The following is a 19,139-nucleotide window of genomic DNA, read 5'->3' as shown; positions in this document are numbered from 1 at the left end:
AAATTTCATTTTTTCTGTTTTGAGCATTTTTTGTTTATAATGGTAAAGGAAAGAAATATGTGTACGGAGGAATATTATGCTGCAACACTCAATTACGAAAGATGAAATTATGATGATTGCGAATGAGTTCGTTCAAGGACTAGATCCACAGCAAACAGCTGATCAGGAACATGTCGCTACAGCTCGGCACCTATATCGTAGTGGTGTTGTCTACAACGTTGACTTTGATGGTTATACACTATCAGGAACTGTAGATGCGGAAGGCAACGTATATAGCGTTCATATTCCGATTCGTAATGTCGCTGAAAGTTATTGTGATTGCTTCGCACCAACACAATGTGAGCATATGCTCGCTGTATTACTATCTGCAGCGTCTAGTTTCGGGCAAGTAGGAGATGTATTAACTTTATTTAAAAATAATACGAAACCTTCCCTTCCTCCTATTCGAACTGCAAGACAAGTATTGCAATCATCAGCTTTTGAAGAAACGGATTATAAAAGTTGGGAATCGTATTTTGAAAAAGAATATGAATCATTTAAAAAAGAACAAGCTCGCCTTACTTATAAACAAATGTATTTTCTTATGAGTATCTTTACAGATTTCTATACGAAACTTGAGCGGAAAGCTCCGCGCGTCATCGCCATACATGAATTATTCAGGTTACATGCAGCACTTTACTGCTTTCAAAAATTATTAGAAGAAATCCAGGCATTCGAAGCAAACAAAACGTATTCTTATCATCAACCTGTTAATGTCGTTCGCCTATTTGTAGATAAAGTGGAATCCATCGTTCGGGACTTACAATCAGAAGCGATTCCTTCAGATTCTGAAATAATTTTGCAAGAAACAGCTCGTCTTGTTCATGAAGTATTCTTCTCTACCGACGCTTATACACAAGAGCGATTTTTCATTTATCGCCACATATGGAGTGAACTTTTAAACAATAAAGAGAAAATACAAGAGGAAGAAAAACGAATCGATACGAAAATCAATCCACTATCTAAAGCATTAGCATCTTCTCACCTTCTCTTTTTAAATGAAGAAGATCTACTAGCGATGGACTTACTAAAAAAACAACCTGCTTCTGTTGTGAGTCTATACTTCTATTGGTTAGAAGAACTATTAAGTGCCATGCAGTGGGATCGTGCAAAAAACTGGCTTTCCTTTACGTATAAACAAGTAAAGAAAACGATCCAAGATCACGAAGATACGATTTTCATAAAAGATATCGTTCGGCTATTTGTAATCATGTATGAAACATACGCAACACATACAAATGAACAAGCTGGTTTTGAAATGATTTTACAAGAACTATTACCGTATAGTTTCACAAACTATGAACAGTACGTACTCGCGAAAAAACAGTATCACACATGGGCAGAGCTTCATCTCTTATATGGGTTTGAAGCAATTGAACTGTTAAAAGAACCACTGAAAGATATTGAAAAAGAAGCGTCAGAAGCAGCACTTCCCCTTTATCACCTTGCTGCTGTAGAGGCAATTGAAGAACGAAATCGTAAATCATATAGACGCGCAGTTCGTTACTTAAAGAAATTACGTACATTATATAAACGATTAAAACGCACCGATGAATGGGATGCTTTCATTATTCACATCGCCAATCTCCATTCACGTCTGCGTGCACTACAAGAGGAATTACGGAAAGGAAAATTAATCGATGATCAATCAAACTGAAGTAACAATTAGGCTCCAGCATGTTAGTCAAGGTTGGTTCCTTTGGGGAGAAGATGACAGCGGTACTCCATTATCCGTAACAAGTTGGAAACGAAATGCATTCACATGGCACTCCACTTCTTTCTACGGTACGTTTCTAAAAGAAGCAACCTTCGAAGGAAAACAAGGTGTGCTACTAACAAATGCACAAGCCTTTGAATACATTGCAAACAAACCGATGAATTCCTTTGCACATATTCAACTGAACGGCCCTATTACAGCACTTACAAAAGATGCAAATGAATTATGGGATGCCTTTACGAGTGGTAGCTTCGTACCAGATATGGAGCACTGGCCTAAGCAACCATCTTGGAAAGTTCAAAACACGCCAATTGAAGATGACACATTAGCATCTCTTTTCTCAGCAGCAGTTAATGAAAGCATATTACAAGACAATCGCTCAAATGACGGCTGGGAAGATGCTAAAAGACTATATGAACATTACGACTTTACGAAAAGACAATTGGAAACAGCACTACATGAAGAAGATTGGCTTCGAAAAATTGGTTATATTGAAGATGATCTTCCGTTTACAATCGGACTAAGACTGCAAGAACCACAAGAAGAATTTGAAATGTGGAAGCTTGAAACAATTGTGACACCAAAACGCGGGGCGCATCGCATATATGTATATGAAAACATCGATTCCTTACCGAAAAGATGGCACGATTACGAAGAACGGATTACAGAAACACAAGAAGGTTTTAGTAAGCTCATACCGTGGTTAAAAGAAGGAGATATATTCCGAAACGAGCTCTTTGAAACCGAAGCGTGGAACTTCTTAACAGAAGCAAGCAATGAATTACTTGCAGCCGGCATTACAATTTTACTACCATCATGGTGGCAAAATTTAAAAGCAACAAAACCGAAATTACGTGTCCAGCTGAAGCAAAATACAGTACAAACACAATCGTTCTTTGGTATGAATACGCTCGTTAATTTTGACTGGCGCATTTCGACGAACGGCATTGATTTATCAGAAAGCGAATTTTTCGAACTCGTTGAACAAAACAAACGGCTATTTAATATAAACGGTCAATGGATGCGACTAGATCCAGCCTTTATCGAAGAAGTAAGGAAACTCATGAACCGTGCCGATAAATACGGACTAGAGATGAAAGATGTTTTGCAACAACATTTATCAAATACGGCTGAAACAGAAATTGTAGAAGATGATAGTCCGTTTACTGATATTGAAATCGAACTAGATGGATATTATGAGGAACTATTCCAAAAGCTGCTTCATATTGGAGATATTCCAAAAGTAGATGTCCCTACTTCACTAAACGCAACACTTCGTCCGTATCAACAACACGGCATTGAATGGTTATTATATTTACGAAAGCTTGGATTTGGAGCATTGCTAGCTGACGATATGGGACTCGGGAAAAGTATTCAAACAATCTCTTACTTACTATATATAAAAGAAAACAATCTCAAAACAGGCCCTGCATTAATCGTAGCGCCGACATCTGTTCTTGGAAATTGGCAAAAAGAATTTGAGCGTTTCGCACCGAATTTACGTGTTCAATTACATTACGGAAGTAATAGAGATAAAGGCAATTCATTTGAAGATTTCCTTCAATCGGCAGATGTTGTATTAACATCTTATGCATTGGCTCAGCTCGATGAGGAAGAATTGACTTCATTATGCTGGGATGCTGTTATTTTGGATGAAGCACAAAATATTAAGAACCCACATACGAAACAGTCGAAAGCAGTACGAAACTTGCAAGCAAATCACAAAATCGCTTTAACTGGTACGCCGATGGAAAATCGCCTCGCTGAACTTTGGTCCATTTTCGACTTTATTAATCATGGATATCTCGGAAGCTTAGGGCAATTCCAACGCCGCTTCGTCACACCAATTGAAAAAGATCGTGATGAAGGAAAAATCCAGCAAGTTCAACGGTTTATCTCACCATTTTTACTGCGCCGAACGAAGAAAGATCAAACAGTCGCATTAAATTTACCAGATAAACAAGAACAAAAAGCTTACTGTCCTCTTACTGGTGAACAAGCTTCCTTATATGAACAACTTGTTCAAGATACACTGCAAAATGTCGAAGGATTAAGTGGAATTGAAAGACGCGGCTTTATATTACTTATGCTGAACAAGCTAAAACAAATTTGTAATCATCCAGCTCTTTATTTAAAAGAAGAAGAGCCACAAAATGTCGTTGAACGCTCTATGAAAACAAAAACGTTAATGGAGCTCATCGAAAATATAAAAGATCAAAATGAAAGTTGCCTCATCTTCACTCAATATATCGGCATGGGGAACATGCTAAAACGTGTGCTAGAAGAAAAATTCGGCCAGCGTGTCCTCTTCTTAAACGGGAGTGTACCGAAAAAAGATCGCGACAAGATGATTGAGGAGTTCCAAAACGGAACGTATGACATTTTTATCTTATCCTTAAAAGCTGGCGGAACAGGATTAAACTTAACCGCTGCCAACCATGTCATTCACTACGATCGTTGGTGGAACCCAGCTGTGGAAAATCAAGCAACAGACCGCGCATATCGCATTGGTCAAAAACGATTTGTTCATGTTCACAAACTCATTACAACAGGAACATTAGAAGAAAAAATTGATGAAATGCTAGAAAGAAAACAATCTCTAAACAATGCGGTCATCACAAGCGATAGCTGGATGACTGAACTATCAACAGACGAACTAAAAGAATTACTTGGTGTATAAAGTGAAACTTTAATCAGTGGAGGTTTTACTCCCCGCAAAAAAAGCGCTAATCTTATTTGAGATTAGCGCTTTTTTCTATTCCAAAACCAATTACTTATTATAATTCCCGTTAATCCGCCGCACGTATCAAGCAATGAATCTTGCCACATTGGTGTACGGTCTCCCGTATACCATTGGTGAATTTCATCAAATGTTGCATAACCCGCAACGAAAAGAAGGGCATATATAAAACATCTTTTCCTCGAATGACCTGATCGATGAAAAGCGTAATAAATCAATGAACCTAGCATAAAGAACACCATAAAATGAGCACCTTTACGAAGGAAAAACTCAATAAATCCGCCTACACCTTTATTCGCAATACTAACAGGGGTTCCTCCACCATAATCGATAGATACCCATGAAAAATGCTCTTTCACAAATTCAACATTTACATATTGTTCAATATCTGAACGCATATCCTGCTTTTTATATGGTTGTGCCGAAGAATAGAAAATCAGCCCCATCCATAGTAATACAGGAATCCAAAATAACCATTTACGATTCATTATCCAGAATTCTCCTCTCTTAATCTTTTAAGGGTACCAAAAAAAAGAAAAAATTTCACGCCAAAACATGACATTTGTACCCTATTTATAAAGTGAAAGGAGGTGATACACATGGCAATTGAAACAATCGTAATGGATTTAACTTTACGTCTTGTCTTAAACAACGGATTAGATAAGAACGGCAAAACAGTTTTCAAGAGCAAACAATTTAAACGTGTTAAAACAAATGCGAGCTTAGATCAAGTACACAACGTAGCTCATGCTCTAGCTTCCTTACAAGCATCACCACTTCACGCTGTACAACTTGTAAGCACATCAGATCTTTCTAAACTATAAAGTAAAACTCGGATCAGTGGGGATTTTATTCATCCCCGCTGAGTATTAGACCGCAATTTAACCGGCAGACCCAAATCCCATAAATAGCTTGATAAATACAAAGGAGGGAATAACACATGCAAGTACTAGAGTTGATTTTCGCAAAAGAAGATGGAAAAACAGTCGTTTTTTCTATCGATACGCCCATCACACCAATCGATGCACAAGTCGTAAATCAAGTAATGGATACAATCCTCGCCTCATCTGTATTTTCATCCATTGATGAAAATACACGAAAAAAGGGAGCTCGCCTTGTAGAAAAAAATGTATCTGAAGTTCCAATTACTCTATAAAATGAAAAAGGCGAATCTGCATCATTTTGCAGATTCGTCTTTTTTCTTCGGCATTTCAATCGGAATAAAAATCTTTGAGAAACCGACGCATACGTACTTATAATGTTCTTCACCTATATCAAACTCAGTCGTATATGTTGAGAAGAATATATAATCATTTCGCTTCGTATAATGATCAATTAATAACCCAACTTGTGGCTCAACATACTTTTTCGCTAACTTTTTACCGGCCGATGCCAAGTCGCCAAGGAGACCCTCTTCATTCTCTTTTTGAACTTCATCTAGCTTCTTACTCACATCATTACGCTTCATAAACTGCTTCGCTGCCCATTCTGTATATTCGCCCTTACTCGGATTACTGTTTGCTAAATATACTAGGAGAACGACAACTAAAGCCATAATAATATACTTTTTCTTCATACTATATCACCGCCTACTCTTTTCTATTTTCATATATATGTACAAGCGATGCAAATTAGAAAGACTATCACCTATTGATTGTAAACGAATAGCCAAAATTTACAATATGAAATAGAATATTAACAGTAAATTTACTTAATTTATATATAATTATATTCGGAATGAAAATTATAAGGGAGGATATAGAATTATGGATAATGAAAACAACATTTTTATTTCTAGTTCTACAATGATGCTTGAACCATGTAAACACCCTTATTACCGTACAAAAATTATTGACAGTAGCGGAAACCATCTTTACTCCTGTCAAACTGCTCTCCAACTTATACAGAAATCTTGTCTAACAAATATTCATTCTACTTATCAAGGGAGACGTAATGCTGTAAAAACAAAATTTAAATTTAAACAAAACGTTCCAATTCCGATCAATCATAGAGAATATATTTGTGCTTTCCCAACAGAATCTCCTGCTTCTCCAAATTGTATTTGGCTTTTCTTCAAACATGTTCATACAATAGAGTTTTTCAAAAAAGCTAAACGAGCTAAAATTCATTTTTCAAACGGAGCTACCGTAACGATACAAATTAGCCCCCATAAGTTAAGCCAGCAATTATGGAAAGCTGGATATGTATTATCCCAAATGAACATGCAAGATTCATCACCTTAATAACAAATAGAATGGAAGGTAGTATTTCCTTACCTTCCATTCTATTTTCTATTTTTATCCTTTTACACTATCTCGCATTTTCTCGAGTGCTTGCCGATACATCCATCTTACTTGATAATATGTCATTTCCGTCTCTAAAGCGATTTCTCCCATCGTCTTCCCTGCAAAAAAACGTTCAAAAATAATATACTTCTCCGTCTCATCTAACACGCTCATAAAATCCTTCACTCTTATTTCAACGTCCTCAAAATGAAAGATATCCTCATACTCTCCTACACATACACATCTCTCCTGCACTGCGAACTCTTTCTTCAATCTCTCTAATATATAACCTCGCACCGTTACAACTGCATATGCAGGGAAATACCCCTTCTTTTCATCAAATCTTTCATACGCATGCCAAAGACCGATTAAACCACATTGATAATACTCTTCATAATCTTTACGAATACCTAATTTCTTTATTTGATTTACAATCATCCCTTCATACAAAACAACTGCCTCTTTAAAAGTCGCTGGCTTCACACAGTACCCGTTTCTAAAAGGTATACCTTTCTAGTATTCCGCGGTACCTTCACAATATAAAAATAAAGAAAAGATTTCACTGTGAGTCATTTCAAATACTACCGACGGAATTTGAAATTACACTATGTAGAATTTGAAATTCTGTTGGTGGTATTGGAAATAGGGGTAAAAATAAAAAAGGTGACTCTTGGAAGAGCCACCTTTTCTATCTTATTTCCTTATTGGAACATACCTTGTAAAGCTCCGATTCCAAGAGTTAAAACAAAGAAAACAATAGTAATAATTGTTGCCTGCTTTTTAGTCAAACCTGCTGTAATTTGAAGACCTAGCCATGTAACTACATATCCCCAAATTGTAAACACTTCAAATTTACTTACAATACCTTTTACAACACCACTACTCGAGGCGAAAATTGGCCCTAGGCCAGTGTACATTTCTTGACCCGATCCACCTAAAACATAAGCTAAAATTATATTTATTAATACACCAATTAATGAAATAACACTTGAATATACAGTAATCGCCAATAATTTTTTATAAGAAGTATCATTGCTCATAAACACCATTAATACTTTATACACTACAGCACTTAGTAAGAAACTAAATCCCATACCAAGAGCACCTACACCGAATCCCATACCATATGTCATTCCAGCTGAAACAGTAACACCTAACTCCTTATTGAGCTCAATTGCTTCAGGTGTTAGAGAATATACATAAGCAGCAAATCCCCCAATAAGTCCACCTAATAAAACAAGTAGCCAAAACGCTCCCCAAACTGCATTACTCGTTTTCATTCTTTCGAACTGCACTCCAGGAGAAGTGATCATTCCGAACAATGATGGCTTTTCTCCACCAACTTTTTGCGTATTCAAATTAGCTTCCATTATAACGCCTCCTTCTATTTATATAACCCGTTCTAACGGGCGGTTCACTTCCTCATGCAAGAGGCTACGAACCGCCCACTAGAACGGTAATGTGTAGTTCTACTACACTATTAATTACTCATAACGCAATGCTTCAATTGGATCTAATTTCGCAGCTTTATTTGCTGGAATTAATCCGAAAATAATACCGAGTGTCATCGAGAACAGTACGCCTCCAACGACAACTTCCCATGAAACGAGTGGTGGCCATTTTGCGAATGTAGAAACGATATATGCTCCGCCATACCCAAGGCCAATTCCGATTAAACCACCTAGAAGCGTCAACATAACTGCTTCAATTAAAAACTGTAATAAAATTTTACTACGTGTTGCTCCAAGTGCTTTACGTACACCAATTTCACGTGTACGCTCCGTTACAGATACAAGCATGATGTTCATAACACCAATTCCACCAACGACTAATGAAATACCAGCGATACCACCGATGATCATTGTCATAATACCAGTCATCTTCGAAATACCTTCTTGAATTTCTTTTAAATTCATAACTTCATATTTACCGGTTGCATCAGTAGGTTTACGACTATTTAAAACATCTGCAGCTTTTTTACCTGCTTTTTCTAGATTATCTACATTTTTTGCTTGAACAGAAATATTTTGAATTTCATCTTTTCCATACAATGTCGGCCATAATGAAATTGGAACTAGTGCTTCTGATGGTCCCATTCCCATAAACTCATTATCTGATTTGTAGACACCGATAATTTGCATCGGTTGACCTTTCATTTCAATAATTTTACCGACTGGATTGGCATCTTTAAACACCTTTTCTTCCATTTGTTTACTAATCATGACAACGTTATTACCTTGATCCACATCTGATTCTTGTAAAGAACGTCCCTTTAACAACTTTACTTTATTTACTGCAAAGTACTCACTATCTAATCCAGTAATACTCACCATTTCTTTTTTATCTTCAATATCAAGTGGTTCCATGCTGGAATTTGTTGTTACCACATGTGAAATTTCTGGAATTTTTTTAATTTCAAAAATGTCTTCTTCAGTTATCTTCGGTGCTTCTACCATTCCCATACCGAAAGGATCGTTTATATCTGCACTATAATGAATCGGAACCGTTTGATTACCTGCCCCAACGAACTGCGATTTCAATGCAGCTTCTCCGCCTTGCCCAATTGCAACGACAGTAATAATCGAACCTACCCCGATGATAATACCGAGCATCGTAAGAGCTGAACGCAGTTTATGAGCTAAAATAGAAGACAGGGCAATTTTTATACTATCTAGTAAACTCATACCGCACACCTTCTATCTTCTGTAACTTTCCCGTCTCGCAGTACAATGCGGCGGGAAGAATATGCTGCTACTTCCTCTTCATGCGTAACCATAACAATCGTCGTACCTTCTGCATTAAGCTTCGTGAAAATATCCATAACTTGCTCACCAGACTTCGTATCAAGTGCACCAGTCGGTTCATCGGCCATAATGAACGTTGGATTATTCGCAATCGCTCTTGCAATCGCTACACGCTGCTTCTGTCCACCTGATAACTCATTTGGTAAATGATGCACGCGATCTGCCAATCCAACTTTACCTAACGCCTCCAAAGCACGTTTGCGACGCTCCGCTTTCTTCACGCCACCATATACGAGCGGAAGCTCAACATTTTCCACTGCTGAAAGACGAGGTAGTAAATTAAAATGCTGAAATACAAAGCCAATATATTCATTACGAATTAAAGCAAGCTTTGACTCGTCTGCTGTTAAGATATTCACGTCATTCAGCATATATTCGCCTTCTGTTGGACGATCTAAACAACCGATAATATTCATAAGCGTCGACTTACCAGAGCCAGACGGTCCCATAATCGAAACGAACTCACCGCTCTGAATTGTTAAACTAATACCATGCAAAATCGGCACCGCCAATTTCCCTTGATAATACGTTTTAGCAATATTATTTAACGTAATCATTTCTCTTTCACTTCCATTCCGTCATACACATCGTCGGAAGGATTTTTAACCACCTTTTGCCCCACTGTTACGCCTTCTACAACCTCTGTCCAGTCTCCATCAGTAGAACCTTTTTTCACATTTTGTTTACGAAGCTTCCCTTTATCCTCAACATAAACAAATGCATCATCGCCTTTTTCTACAATGCTTTTACTTGGAACAGCAATCATCGTCTTATTCTCTAAGTTTACTTGCAGAGAAACGTGATAACCTGGAGATAAACCATCTTGACTATCAAGGCTAGCTTTATATGTATATTGGGACATATTTTGAGTTGCTTCACCCATGCCGCCAGCTTGCGCCATCTCTGCACTTGTTGGGAACTCACTTACCTCTGTAATCTTACCTGTCCACTTCTTCTTATTATTTGCTTTCGCCGTTACAGTGAATGTTTGATCCTTTTGAATTTGTGACTTCTGAAGCTCAGTTAACGTACCTTGAACTTGGAATGGATCTTTAGAAGCTACTTGTAAAAACGCTTTTCCTTGACCACCTAACGCTTGAGATGAACTTTGTGCCGCATCTTTATCTAACTTTTGAACAACACCAGCAAAATTACTATAAATCGTAAGTTCTTTCTGCTTCTTACTTAACTCTTCTTTCTGCAACTTTCCTTTTTCTTTCTCAAGGTCAATTGTTTTTTGTCCTATCTCTAACTCGTTTACTTGCTCGTCCATCGGATCTGTTACTTCTTTCCCAGCTCCGCTATCTTTTGCCTTCTTAATTTCTTTCTTTAAAGAATCAATCTTCTTTTTCCCTTGATCATAACGCATATCCGCCATCTTCTGATCAAGCTCAGCTTGCTTCATTTGAAGGTTAATCTCTTCATTATCATAAGAGAATAACTTCGTGCCTTTCTCTACCTCTTGCCCTTCTTTTACCTCAATATCTTTCACTTTCCCTTTGGCCGGATCTGCATAGAAACTTTCAATATTACCAGGCTTCACCTGACCAGAAATTAACTTCGTATTATTCAGCTTACGCTCTGTCACTTTCTCAAAACTTACAGCATCAGCATTTGTTGATGCACCCTTCTTCTTACCTTGCATAACAAAAATATTAATTGCTGCTACAATAACAATTAGTGCAATAACCCCAATAATAATCCATTTCTTCTTCTTGTTTGGAGTACGAACCGTATTTGGTAACATATTCTCTCTCCCTTTATAAATTAATAGTTTAATAAATACCATAATTGTATAAAACTTTCTGAAAATAAATTGTATATTATTACAATCTTTTTACAAAGTTTTACACATCCATTTATATTGTAACAAAAATTCCAATGATTAGAAATATGACATTATATCTTTTAAGATAGATTTAAGGAAAGATTATATTATATAGAAAAAGCCATCCAAAATGATAATTGGATAGCTTTTTCAAACAAAATATTACGCTACTTTAGGATCTTTTCTCTCATGTCCACGTTGAACAATAAATAAGAAGATTGTTGATAAAATTGCTCCTGTTAATAGTAAGATGAAACAACCATCCCAGCCAGAACGATCAACAATAACACCAATTGCTGCGTTAGCTACAAGACTTCCGCCTACATAACCAAATAGACCACACATACCAACTGTCGTACCTACTGCAAATTTCGGTACTAATTCCATGGCACTTAAACCGATTAAGAACTGTGGTACATAAATTAAACAACCGATAATAGAAACTGCAATACTTACAACAAGTACGCTAGTTGCTTGCCAATATATAAACGTACCAATAACAACTCCAACCATACTAATAATACATAATGGCATACGTTTTCCTTTAAATAATTTATCACTTAAAAAACCAACGATTAATGAACTTGGAATTGCCATACCTTCAAAGATTGCATATGCCGCATGCGCTTCTGCTTTTGAAAATCCTTTAACTGTCGTTAAATAAAGTGGAACCCAGTTAATAACACCAAAACGAATTAAATAAACAAAAGCATTCGCAATACATAAGAACCATACAAATTTATTTTTCACTACATACTTCATTAAAATTTCTTTTGGTGACATCTTGTTAGCATTATCTGCTTTTTCAAGATTTTCATAGTCATTACGATACTCATCAATTGGAGGAAGACCTTCAGATTCTGGTGTATCCTTCGCATTGATCCAAACAAGCACTGCAATTACCATTGCGATAATCGCAGGGAAAATAAACACGCCACCTTGCCAATGATTTTCACCGAAAATACCTACGCCAATTCCGACAAGTGGTGGCACAAGCATTCCACCAACGTTGTGTGAAATATTCCAAAGACCTGTTTTCGTACCACGTTCTTTCTTCGAGAACCATTTCGTCATAACAATACTACAAGGTGGTGCTCCCATACCTTGCACAATACCGTTAACAACAAGTAATGTAACAATCATCCCAAATGATGAGGCAAAACCGAAACAAATATTTACAAGCCCTGATAAGAATAAACCGACTGCGATAAAGCGCTGGGCGAAAGCTTTATCTGATAAATTCCCCATAAAGAACTTACTAAATCCATAAACAATTGCCATTACTGAACCTAGTAGACCAATTTCAGCTGTACTAAAACCATATTCTTGTACTAAATACGTACTTGATAACGTAAAGTTACTACGAACTAAATAATAAGCAGCATATCCCACTGAAATCCCGATTAACACACGAATACGTAGTAATCGATATACACGGTCGATCATATCCGCTGGCAATCTTTCAATTGCAGGTGCTGGCTTGAGCCATTTAAACATATAATTTCGTCTCCTTTTCTCACTTCAGAGAGAGACGCTGTCTATTCCATATCTCGATTATTCCGCTATTTGATATATTTTGGTTCGTTCTTCTAACCGGCTGTCCTTCTATTTCTTTCTCATTCTTCGCAAACATCGTTGGTACGCCAAACGACACTTTTTCTAAAATATGCCCCGCTTCTTCTGATAAACAATAATCAATAAATAAATCCGCAATAATACCACTCGGTGCACGTTTTAGTTTCGAAATTGCATTAACGGATAACCCTGTTTGCTCAGGTTCGTTACTTAAAATCGGAAAGCCTTGTTTTTGAAGCATTCTCTGATCTCCCATAAAGTTGATGCCTATCATATATTCACCGCTCGCAACAAGTTCTGCTGGGATGTAACCATTCACTGTTACTTCTCCAACTTGTTCCGCCAGATTCTTCACATATTCCTTCGCTTCCGCTTCACCTAACGTATCAATCAGTGATTGGAAAAACGTATATGCTGTACCTGAAACATTTGGATCGGGCATGACAATCTTTCCCTTATATACTGGATTCAATAAATCTTTCCATCTTAACGGATACGAGAGACCGAGCGGCGCTATTTCCTCGTTCCACCGCTCTTTATTAATCGCAATTGCCAGCTTCTCCACTTCATAACCGTACCAATAACTATCTTTATCTTTAACAGTTTTTGAAATACGATTTGCATGTTGGCTTATCACAGGAATAGAAAGATTTTTTTGCTTCATCATTTGATGCGCATCTACTGTACCGCCAATAATAATATCCGCCTTCGGATTTCCGGCTTCTTCTTCCACTCTACGAAGAAGTTCTTCTGTTGAAAGACGAATAAATTCATACGTACATCCGCGCGGCTTACAAAATGATGAAAGTAACGCTTCACCAACTTCCTCACGAGCCGCTACATACGCAACAATATGACGATCATCCAAAATAGGGAGACCATTTTTACTATATTTAATAGAGGTTGTATCTCGAGAGCAACTAGACATCGCTCCTCCAATTACTAGCAAAAAGAAGAAAAAGGCTATCTTTCTCATGACGCATTCTCCTTTACGAATAACTCTGCTAGAGAGCTTTTCATATACATGACATTTCCGTTATTATCACCGAGATATTGCACAACAAAGTACGATGGATACACAGAAATCGTAAGAATATCTTCACGATCATTCTTTACACGCTTACCTGTTTTATAAGCTGTAATATAAGCAATCGGTTCATTCTGCGATTGTAATAACTTCTGAATTTCTCCGTAATCTGTAATTTGCTTTGCGTACCGAATAGAATCCAGTATGTGCGTAAGATTGATAGTACGTACCACATCACCTTGACGTACTACGACATCCTTTGCTGAAGCAAAGAAATCACTAATACGCTCTGGCGTGTAATACAGGCTTAATAAATACGTTTGAAGTGCTGAAATCATCGGATCCATGCCATTCTTTCCGTATACATTTTCCCCATACTGGAACAAGTCACCTACTGCAAAAGTACGCTTATGTCCATTCAAGTACGTTACTTCTCCAGTAAATACTTGTTCTTGGCTCTTAACGCCCTCAGGCTCTATTCGAATTCGGTCAAAGAATGAAACAATCGTATGCAAACGAACTTCATCCGTTACAACAATTTCTCCCCACTTTTCATGTCTTACTTTCACTTCAATTGGAAGAGATTCATTCACCCTTTGTAAAACGGCTTGTTTATCATTTACAATGTTGATTCGATTATAGATTTGCTTCTCCATAACATAAAACAAAACAAGAGAAACAATCATACAAATGACAAACATAAGAATTTGAAATGATAGCCTTTTCATTTCTGCCTACCTCCAAGATAAAAAAACGTTGTTTCGAAAATACCGCATAATTGTTTCATAAATGTATCATTTAACCGCTTTCAAGTTTTTTATGTCTTCCATCCTTCTCGGAAGCAAAAATGTAATGAATATTGTAGTACCTACTTCTTCACTACTCTCAATCCGCATGCTTCCGCCCTGCTTACTCATAATCTCCTGACAAATATACAAACCATAACCATTCCCGTAACTAGAAGGAAGTGCCTTTCCTTTCGGAGACTCATTCCACTCCGCAAGCACCACTTCATCTATACCGATCCCATCATCATGAACAAAGACCTTCGCCTCATGCTCATTTACAATTACATTCATACGAATGTGCGAAGCATCACTATACTTAATTGCATTATCAAGCACATTTAAAAAAATTTGCTTCGTCTTATCAAAATCCGCAACAACATGTACATCCGTTAACTCATTTATCACTTCAATTTCAAACTGATTTAGACGAGGCTTCACAATTGAAACTGCTTCCTCTGCCAATTCCTTTATGTTCACAACTGTAGGAGACACTTCAAACGTACTCGTTCCATATTTCGAGGACTTAAGCAGCTCCTCTACAAGTGATAATAAACGCTCACTTTCCACAGCCACATAACGGAGACTTTCCTGTACATCTTCTTTCGATTGTAACTTCGGAATTAAATCAACATAACCGATAATTGCCGTTAGCGGTGTTTTTAGCTCATGCGTAATACGGTCTAGGAAATCTTTCTGCTTCTCTTTCTCCTCCTGCAATTGCTTAATATGCAGCTCAATTCCATCAGCCATCGCATTAAAAGATGCTGAAAGCTGAGCGATTTCCACGTACTCATTTAACTCAATCTTACTCTTATAATCACCATTCGCGAGCCTCTGTGCCATTTGTCTCAACTGATCAATTGGTTTATGAAGAGACTTCGCCAAACGAATCGCAAAGAAAATACCGGTAGCAACTAAACAAAGAGACGTCATTAAGAAAGTCCAGCTCACATTTGTTAAAACTTCCTTCTCACCCGTTAACTCATTTATAAAACGAATACTTCCAATGACATCGTTTCCATAATAAACCGGGCTTGAAAACAAAAGAATAGGAGCTGGATCCGCCTCCTCAAAAACATAAGACTTCTTTCCCTTCAAGGAACTCTCAATGTCGATGTTACGGTGAAGCAATGCTCCTTTTTGTGTATCTGCAACAACATCGCCATTCTTCCCGATCATCTGCACACGGACATCCATACGCTTCGCTAAATACGACGCAATTAAAAGTGAATTCGGACCAAGCGTATCCACTTCTGCTTCCTTCTCTAAATAATTCATCGTATAAATTTGTGCTTCTACACTTAACTTTTCTAAAGAATCTGCTGCGTTATGATACATATTCTTTTCTAACGTAATATAAACAACTGCATATAAAAGAACAAAAATCGGAATTAACAACCCAACTATTCCAAACACCATATTTCGCTTTAAAGACATACCATCACCACTTAACAATCCAGTTTATAGCCCACGCCATAAATTGTCTTAATATATTCTCCGCTCGTCCCAAGCTTCTTTCGAAGTCTCTGCACCATAATATCAACCGCTCTCGTATTTCCGATATACTCAAATCCCCATACTTTCTCAAGCAACTCATCCCTCATAAACACACGCTGCGGATTTGAAACAAACAACTGACATAAATTAAACTCTCGGTACGTTAACTGAATCTCTTGTCCACTCACATGTACCTTTCTTTCCTTAGGACAAATCACTATCTCTCCAGCCTCAATTACTTCATGACTTACAGCCGCCTCCGTCTTCTTTACACGCCGCGCCATATTCTTAACCCGAAGAATAAGCTCCGCATAATTAAACGGCTTCGTCACATAATCATCAGCACCAAGCTGCAAGCCAAGCAACTTATCATTCATCTGACTCTTTGCCGTTAACATAAGCACCGGTATATCCCTATCCCTCTCACGGAACAAACGAAGCAACTCATACCCATCCGTATCCGGAAGCATAACATCCAAAATCAATACATCCGGCCCTTCATTCCATTTCTCTAAAGCTTCTCTCCCATCAGCCGCTGCCAATACTTCATAACCTTCCATCTCCAGCTGCATCCGAATCAAATTACGGATACTCGATTCATCATCAACCACAAGTATTTTCATCATTCTCCTCCTTCCATCATGTATTATAGTACAGTTTAGTATAGCAAAAATCGTACAAAAAAAGAGAGGGTATTGTCGAACATATTTTGTCGACGATACCCTCTCCCCTTTTATTATTTAGCTACAAAATAATCCGTTACATATTGTGCCCAAACTTCATGACCTTTAGCAGTTGGGAAACCAAACTCTTCTTTTAAGTATGGTAGGATAGCCTTTGTCGATGCATCCGGCCATGCTGCCCAATGATCAATATATGTATAATTATTTTGCATCGCAAATTGTTTTAATGCTTCAATTGCTTTCGGGTAATTTTTCGCACCATACACTGGATTTGATGGTTGAATCATAATTGTAGCGCCCTTTGCACTAGTAGAAAGTGCTTGAACAAATTTCTGTGTACTCGCAACAGAGTTCCCATTACCAGTTTTACCGTTATCAGTAATAAATGGTGGCTCAAATAAAATTACATCTGGATTCTCTTTCGCAATCTCTTTATCACGCTTATTCGCGATTAACTCTTCTGTGCTTTCACCCTTATATTCCTTTACAGTCACATTCCATAAACCTTTACCGTAAGCAGTTTCTAAATTAGACGTTAACTTAGCTGCCCAAGCACCTTTTTCAGATGAAGAAGCTTCATCACCAACAATAACAAGATTTACTGCCTTTTTATCCTCAGCAGCTTTCTTTAACTTCTCTTTCACTGCATCTGGCAAATTCTTCGCATATGCTTCATTAAAAGATGACTTCGTATCTTGTTTCTTCTCTTCCTTTTTCTCTTCTTTCTTCGCTCCGCTATCTTTCACTTCAGCCTTTGTTTGCGTTACTTCACTCGTTTGTCCTGTTGCATTTGCAACCTTCTTATTCCAGTACAATTTACCGCTCACAATCGAAGCAACAAACAATACAAAAACAACAAGGACAAGTACTGCTTTCTTATTCATCGATTCACCTCATCTATTAATCTCACAATATATAATACTAATATAAATCCACGCAAAAATAAACCCAACTCCTTCCAAAGGAGTTGGGTTATTACATACTACTTAGTCACTTCAAGATGTGCTCTTAATTTATTCGTTAAATCTTGTTTTGCAGCATCTGGAACATAGTAGTACCAAATACCATCAGCAGCTTTGTGGCCATCACCCGGGATTTGGATATCCTCACTATTTTTCAAACAATCTTTATAATTCTTTTGCATATCAAACATTTGATCTTGCGTTAAGTTTGTTTTCACGTTCTTTTGGATTGCTGTAAGTACATCTCCATAGCTTGTTAAAGAAGAGAAGGTTGCACCTTTCTTAATAACAGCTTGCATCACTTGACGTTGACGCATTTGACGACCGAAGTCGCCTCGTGGGTCTTCTTTGCGCATACGTGTATATGCTAGAGCTTGATCACCTGTTAAGTGAATATTCCCTTTCTGGAAGTGTTTCCCTTCTAGGGAGAATTCTAAATCATTATTAACATCGACACCGCCTACTGCATCTACAATATCTTTAAACCCTTCCATGTTTACTTCAATATAGTAATTGATAGGAACATTTAAGAATTTTTCTACTGTCGCTACAGACATGTCTACGCCACCAAATGCGTACGCATGGTTGATTTTATCACTTTTTCCTTTTCCAACGATCTCTGTGTATGTATCACGAGGGATACTTACTGTTTTCATTGAATTATTTTTTGGATTTAACGTGATGACCATTAATGAATCTGAACGACCTTTATCTTTACCGCGCTCATCTGCACCTAATAGTAAAATTGAAACAGGTTCAGATTTATTGATTTTTTCTTCTTGTTTATTACCTTGATCACGTTTTAATGGTTTATGAACTTCATCTAATGTTTTTGAAACAGAAGAATATATATTATAAGCGTAAGCTCCTCCACCTATAATTAGTACTCCTATGATTCCTAATATCCAAAATAGGATTTTCTTTTTCATGCTTTTAACCTTCTTTCTTCAGGTACCGCTATCAAATTATTATAACTTCAAAATATAAAATACATTATACATGTAATTCGATTTTTAAGCCAAACTATATTGATAACTCAATGAAAGTTTTAGCAACCTATAACCAATTCTCTAGTTACTAACTTTTTGATATCCAGTCTTATTTTCAGACTGCCACCTCCAAGAATCTGCACACATTTCTTCTAATCCGCGTGTTGCCTCCCAGCCTAATTCACGCTTTGCTTTCGATGCATCA

General features: G+C 37.3%; 19 protein-coding genes and 1 pseudogene. 5 read left to right on the top strand and 15 right to left on the bottom strand.

The features are described from left to right. Window positions 1–76 precede the first annotated feature (76 nt). Together ACS2QP_RS20895 and ACS2QP_RS20890 are read left to right on the top strand one after the other, a co-directional pair. On the top strand, window positions 77–1,696 hold the full coding sequence (locus ACS2QP_RS20895; protein ID WP_438882795.1) for an SWIM zinc finger family protein: 1,620 nt from the start codon (window positions 77–79) through the stop codon (window positions 1,694–1,696). Continuing rightward, complete coding sequence (locus tag ACS2QP_RS20890; protein ID WP_438882794.1) at window positions 1,680–4,436, top strand: DEAD/DEAH box helicase; 2,757 nt, start codon at window positions 1,680–1,682, stop codon at window positions 4,434–4,436. The genes ACS2QP_RS20895 and ACS2QP_RS20890 overlap by 17 nt, the downstream gene beginning before the upstream one ends. A 62-nt stretch (window positions 4,437–4,498) precedes the next feature. Here ACS2QP_RS20890 and ACS2QP_RS20885 read toward each other — a convergent pair whose 3' ends face one another. Beyond that, window positions 4,499–4,984, bottom strand: a complete 486-nt coding sequence (locus ACS2QP_RS20885; RefSeq protein ID WP_001080707.1) for a VanZ family protein — start codon at window positions 4,982–4,984, stop codon at window positions 4,499–4,501. Window positions 4,985–5,095: 111 nt separating this feature from the next. On the opposite strand from ACS2QP_RS20885, the gene ACS2QP_RS20880 reads away from it, so the two are divergent. Together ACS2QP_RS20880 and ACS2QP_RS20875 are read left to right on the top strand one after the other, a co-directional pair. Further along, on the top strand, window positions 5,096–5,320 hold the full coding sequence (locus ACS2QP_RS20880; RefSeq protein WP_000963861.1) for a DUF1659 domain-containing protein: 225 nt from the start codon (window positions 5,096–5,098) through the stop codon (window positions 5,318–5,320). Window positions 5,321–5,436: 116 nt separating this feature from the next. Beyond that, entirely contained in the window at window positions 5,437–5,652 is a 216-nt protein-coding gene (locus ACS2QP_RS20875) for a DUF2922 domain-containing protein (RefSeq protein ID WP_001197593.1), read from the top strand. Between the two features lie 21 nt (window positions 5,653–5,673). Here ACS2QP_RS20875 and ACS2QP_RS20870 read toward each other — a convergent pair whose 3' ends face one another. Next, complete coding sequence (locus ACS2QP_RS20870; RefSeq protein ID WP_000731405.1) at window positions 5,674–6,072, bottom strand: DUF4359 domain-containing protein; 399 nt, start codon at window positions 6,070–6,072, stop codon at window positions 5,674–5,676. A gap of 190 nt (window positions 6,073–6,262) precedes the next feature. Here ACS2QP_RS20870 and ACS2QP_RS20865 point away from each other — a divergent pair, with 190 nt between their 5' ends. After that, window positions 6,263–6,739, top strand: coding sequence for a competence protein ComK (locus tag ACS2QP_RS20865; RefSeq protein WP_000368312.1), 477 nt, complete (start codon window positions 6,263–6,265; stop codon window positions 6,737–6,739). 54 nt (window positions 6,740–6,793) lie between these two features. Here ACS2QP_RS20865 and ACS2QP_RS20860 read toward each other — a convergent pair whose 3' ends face one another. The 13 genes and pseudogenes from ACS2QP_RS20860 to ACS2QP_RS20800 form a co-directional block, all read right to left on the bottom strand. After that, window positions 6,794–7,264 carry a sigma-70 family RNA polymerase sigma factor gene (locus ACS2QP_RS20860; RefSeq protein ID WP_033690656.1) on the bottom strand — a complete coding sequence of 157 codons (471 nt, stop codon included), beginning with the start codon at window positions 7,262–7,264 and terminating at the stop codon, window positions 6,794–6,796. Window positions 7,265–7,482: 218 nt separating this feature from the next. Further along, a complete protein-coding gene (locus ACS2QP_RS20855; RefSeq protein ID WP_000387956.1) occupies window positions 7,483–8,151 on the bottom strand; it encodes a Yip1 family protein in 669 nt (222 codons plus the stop codon). Window positions 8,152–8,265: 114 nt separating this feature from the next. Further along, on the bottom strand, window positions 8,266–9,465 hold the full coding sequence (locus tag ACS2QP_RS20850) for an ABC transporter permease (RefSeq protein ID WP_000054349.1): 1,200 nt from the start codon (window positions 9,463–9,465) through the stop codon (window positions 8,266–8,268). Next, entirely contained in the window at window positions 9,462–10,142 is a 681-nt protein-coding gene (locus ACS2QP_RS20845; RefSeq protein ID WP_000631624.1) for an ABC transporter ATP-binding protein, read from the bottom strand. The genes ACS2QP_RS20850 and ACS2QP_RS20845 overlap by 4 nt, the downstream gene beginning before the upstream one ends. Continuing rightward, entirely contained in the window at window positions 10,139–11,332 is a 1,194-nt protein-coding gene (locus ACS2QP_RS20840; RefSeq protein ID WP_046393090.1) for an efflux RND transporter periplasmic adaptor subunit, read from the bottom strand. Before ACS2QP_RS20840 ends, ACS2QP_RS20845 begins: the two co-directional genes overlap by 4 nt. A gap of 243 nt (window positions 11,333–11,575) precedes the next feature. Further along, on the bottom strand, window positions 11,576–12,910 hold the full coding sequence (locus tag ACS2QP_RS20835; RefSeq protein WP_017674580.1) for an MFS transporter: 1,335 nt from the start codon (window positions 12,908–12,910) through the stop codon (window positions 11,576–11,578). 19 nt (window positions 12,911–12,929) lie between these two features. After that, on the bottom strand, window positions 12,930–13,964 hold the full coding sequence (locus tag ACS2QP_RS20830) for an ABC transporter substrate-binding protein (protein ID WP_089607745.1): 1,035 nt from the start codon (window positions 13,962–13,964) through the stop codon (window positions 12,930–12,932). Continuing rightward, entirely contained in the window at window positions 13,961–14,743 is a 783-nt protein-coding gene (locus ACS2QP_RS20825; protein ID WP_006925814.1) for a DUF3919 family protein, read from the bottom strand. The genes ACS2QP_RS20830 and ACS2QP_RS20825 overlap by 4 nt, the downstream gene beginning before the upstream one ends. Before the next feature lie 66 nt (window positions 14,744–14,809). Beyond that, window positions 14,810–16,240, bottom strand: a complete 1,431-nt coding sequence (locus ACS2QP_RS20820) for a HAMP domain-containing sensor histidine kinase (RefSeq protein ID WP_000054024.1) — start codon at window positions 16,238–16,240, stop codon at window positions 14,810–14,812. A gap of 11 nt (window positions 16,241–16,251) precedes the next feature. Continuing rightward, window positions 16,252–16,923: a response regulator transcription factor gene (locus ACS2QP_RS20815; RefSeq protein WP_000699548.1), complete on the bottom strand. Its 672-nt coding sequence runs from the start codon at window positions 16,921–16,923 to the stop codon at window positions 16,252–16,254. Between the two features lie 113 nt (window positions 16,924–17,036). Continuing rightward, window positions 17,037–17,867 carry an SGNH/GDSL hydrolase family protein gene (locus ACS2QP_RS20810; RefSeq protein WP_001034222.1) on the bottom strand — a complete coding sequence of 277 codons (831 nt, stop codon included), beginning with the start codon at window positions 17,865–17,867 and terminating at the stop codon, window positions 17,037–17,039. A 98-nt stretch (window positions 17,868–17,965) separates the two neighbouring features. Further along, a complete protein-coding gene (gene tagU, locus ACS2QP_RS20805; protein WP_438882793.1) occupies window positions 17,966–18,874 on the bottom strand; it encodes a polyisoprenyl-teichoic acid--peptidoglycan teichoic acid transferase TagU in 909 nt (302 codons plus the stop codon). Between the two features lie 141 nt (window positions 18,875–19,015). Then, window positions 19,016–19,139 (bottom strand): annotated as a pseudogene (locus tag ACS2QP_RS20800) (UDP-glucose 4-epimerase); the annotation flags it as partial.

Origin of the sequence: Bacillus cereus group sp. Bce019 (genome assembly GCF_051781745.1) — a bacterium.
Taxonomy (GTDB): domain Bacteria; phylum Bacillota; class Bacilli; order Bacillales; family Bacillaceae_G; genus Bacillus_A; species Bacillus_A cereus.
This window is presented reverse-complemented; position numbering and strand designations above follow the sequence as displayed.

What these genes read in the sequence shown, in the direction of transcription:
- ACS2QP_RS20875 (WP_001197593.1), top strand. Translation starts at nt 5,437, where the DNA reads ATGCAAGTACTAGAGTTGATTTTCGCAAAAGAAGATGGAAAAACAGTC.
- ACS2QP_RS20830 (WP_089607745.1), bottom strand. Translation starts at nt 13,964, where the DNA reads ATGAGAAAGATAGCCTTTTTCTTCTTTTTGCTAGTAATTGGAGGAGCG.
- ACS2QP_RS20855 (WP_000387956.1), bottom strand. Translation starts at nt 8,151, where the DNA reads ATGGAAGCTAATTTGAATACGCAAAAAGTTGGTGGAGAAAAGCCATCA.
- ACS2QP_RS20850 (WP_000054349.1), bottom strand. Translation starts at nt 9,465, where the DNA reads ATGAGTTTACTAGATAGTATAAAAATTGCCCTGTCTTCTATTTTAGCT.
- ACS2QP_RS20820 (WP_000054024.1), bottom strand. Translation starts at nt 16,240, where the DNA reads ATGTCTTTAAAGCGAAATATGGTGTTTGGAATAGTTGGGTTGTTAATT.
- tagU (WP_438882793.1), bottom strand. Translation starts at nt 18,874, where the DNA reads ATGAAAAAGAAAATCCTATTTTGGATATTAGGAATCATAGGAGTACTA.
- ACS2QP_RS20835 (WP_017674580.1), bottom strand. Translation starts at nt 12,910, where the DNA reads ATGTTTAAATGGCTCAAGCCAGCACCTGCAATTGAAAGATTGCCAGCG.
- ACS2QP_RS20840 (WP_046393090.1), bottom strand. Translation starts at nt 11,332, where the DNA reads ATGTTACCAAATACGGTTCGTACTCCAAACAAGAAGAAGAAATGGATT.
- ACS2QP_RS20810 (WP_001034222.1), bottom strand. Translation starts at nt 17,867, where the DNA reads ATGAATAAGAAAGCAGTACTTGTCCTTGTTGTTTTTGTATTGTTTGTT.
- ACS2QP_RS20895 (WP_438882795.1), top strand. Translation starts at nt 77, where the DNA reads ATGCTGCAACACTCAATTACGAAAGATGAAATTATGATGATTGCGAAT.
- ACS2QP_RS20845 (WP_000631624.1), bottom strand. Translation starts at nt 10,142, where the DNA reads ATGATTACGTTAAATAATATTGCTAAAACGTATTATCAAGGGAAATTG.
- ACS2QP_RS20885 (WP_001080707.1), bottom strand. Translation starts at nt 4,984, where the DNA reads ATGAATCGTAAATGGTTATTTTGGATTCCTGTATTACTATGGATGGGG.
- ACS2QP_RS20880 (WP_000963861.1), top strand. Translation starts at nt 5,096, where the DNA reads ATGGCAATTGAAACAATCGTAATGGATTTAACTTTACGTCTTGTCTTA.
- ACS2QP_RS20815 (WP_000699548.1), bottom strand. Translation starts at nt 16,923, where the DNA reads ATGAAAATACTTGTGGTTGATGATGAATCGAGTATCCGTAATTTGATT.
- ACS2QP_RS20890 (WP_438882794.1), top strand. Translation starts at nt 1,680, where the DNA reads ATGATCAATCAAACTGAAGTAACAATTAGGCTCCAGCATGTTAGTCAA.
- ACS2QP_RS20825 (WP_006925814.1), bottom strand. Translation starts at nt 14,743, where the DNA reads ATGAAAAGGCTATCATTTCAAATTCTTATGTTTGTCATTTGTATGATT.
- ACS2QP_RS20870 (WP_000731405.1), bottom strand. Translation starts at nt 6,072, where the DNA reads ATGAAGAAAAAGTATATTATTATGGCTTTAGTTGTCGTTCTCCTAGTA.
- ACS2QP_RS20865 (WP_000368312.1), top strand. Translation starts at nt 6,263, where the DNA reads ATGGATAATGAAAACAACATTTTTATTTCTAGTTCTACAATGATGCTT.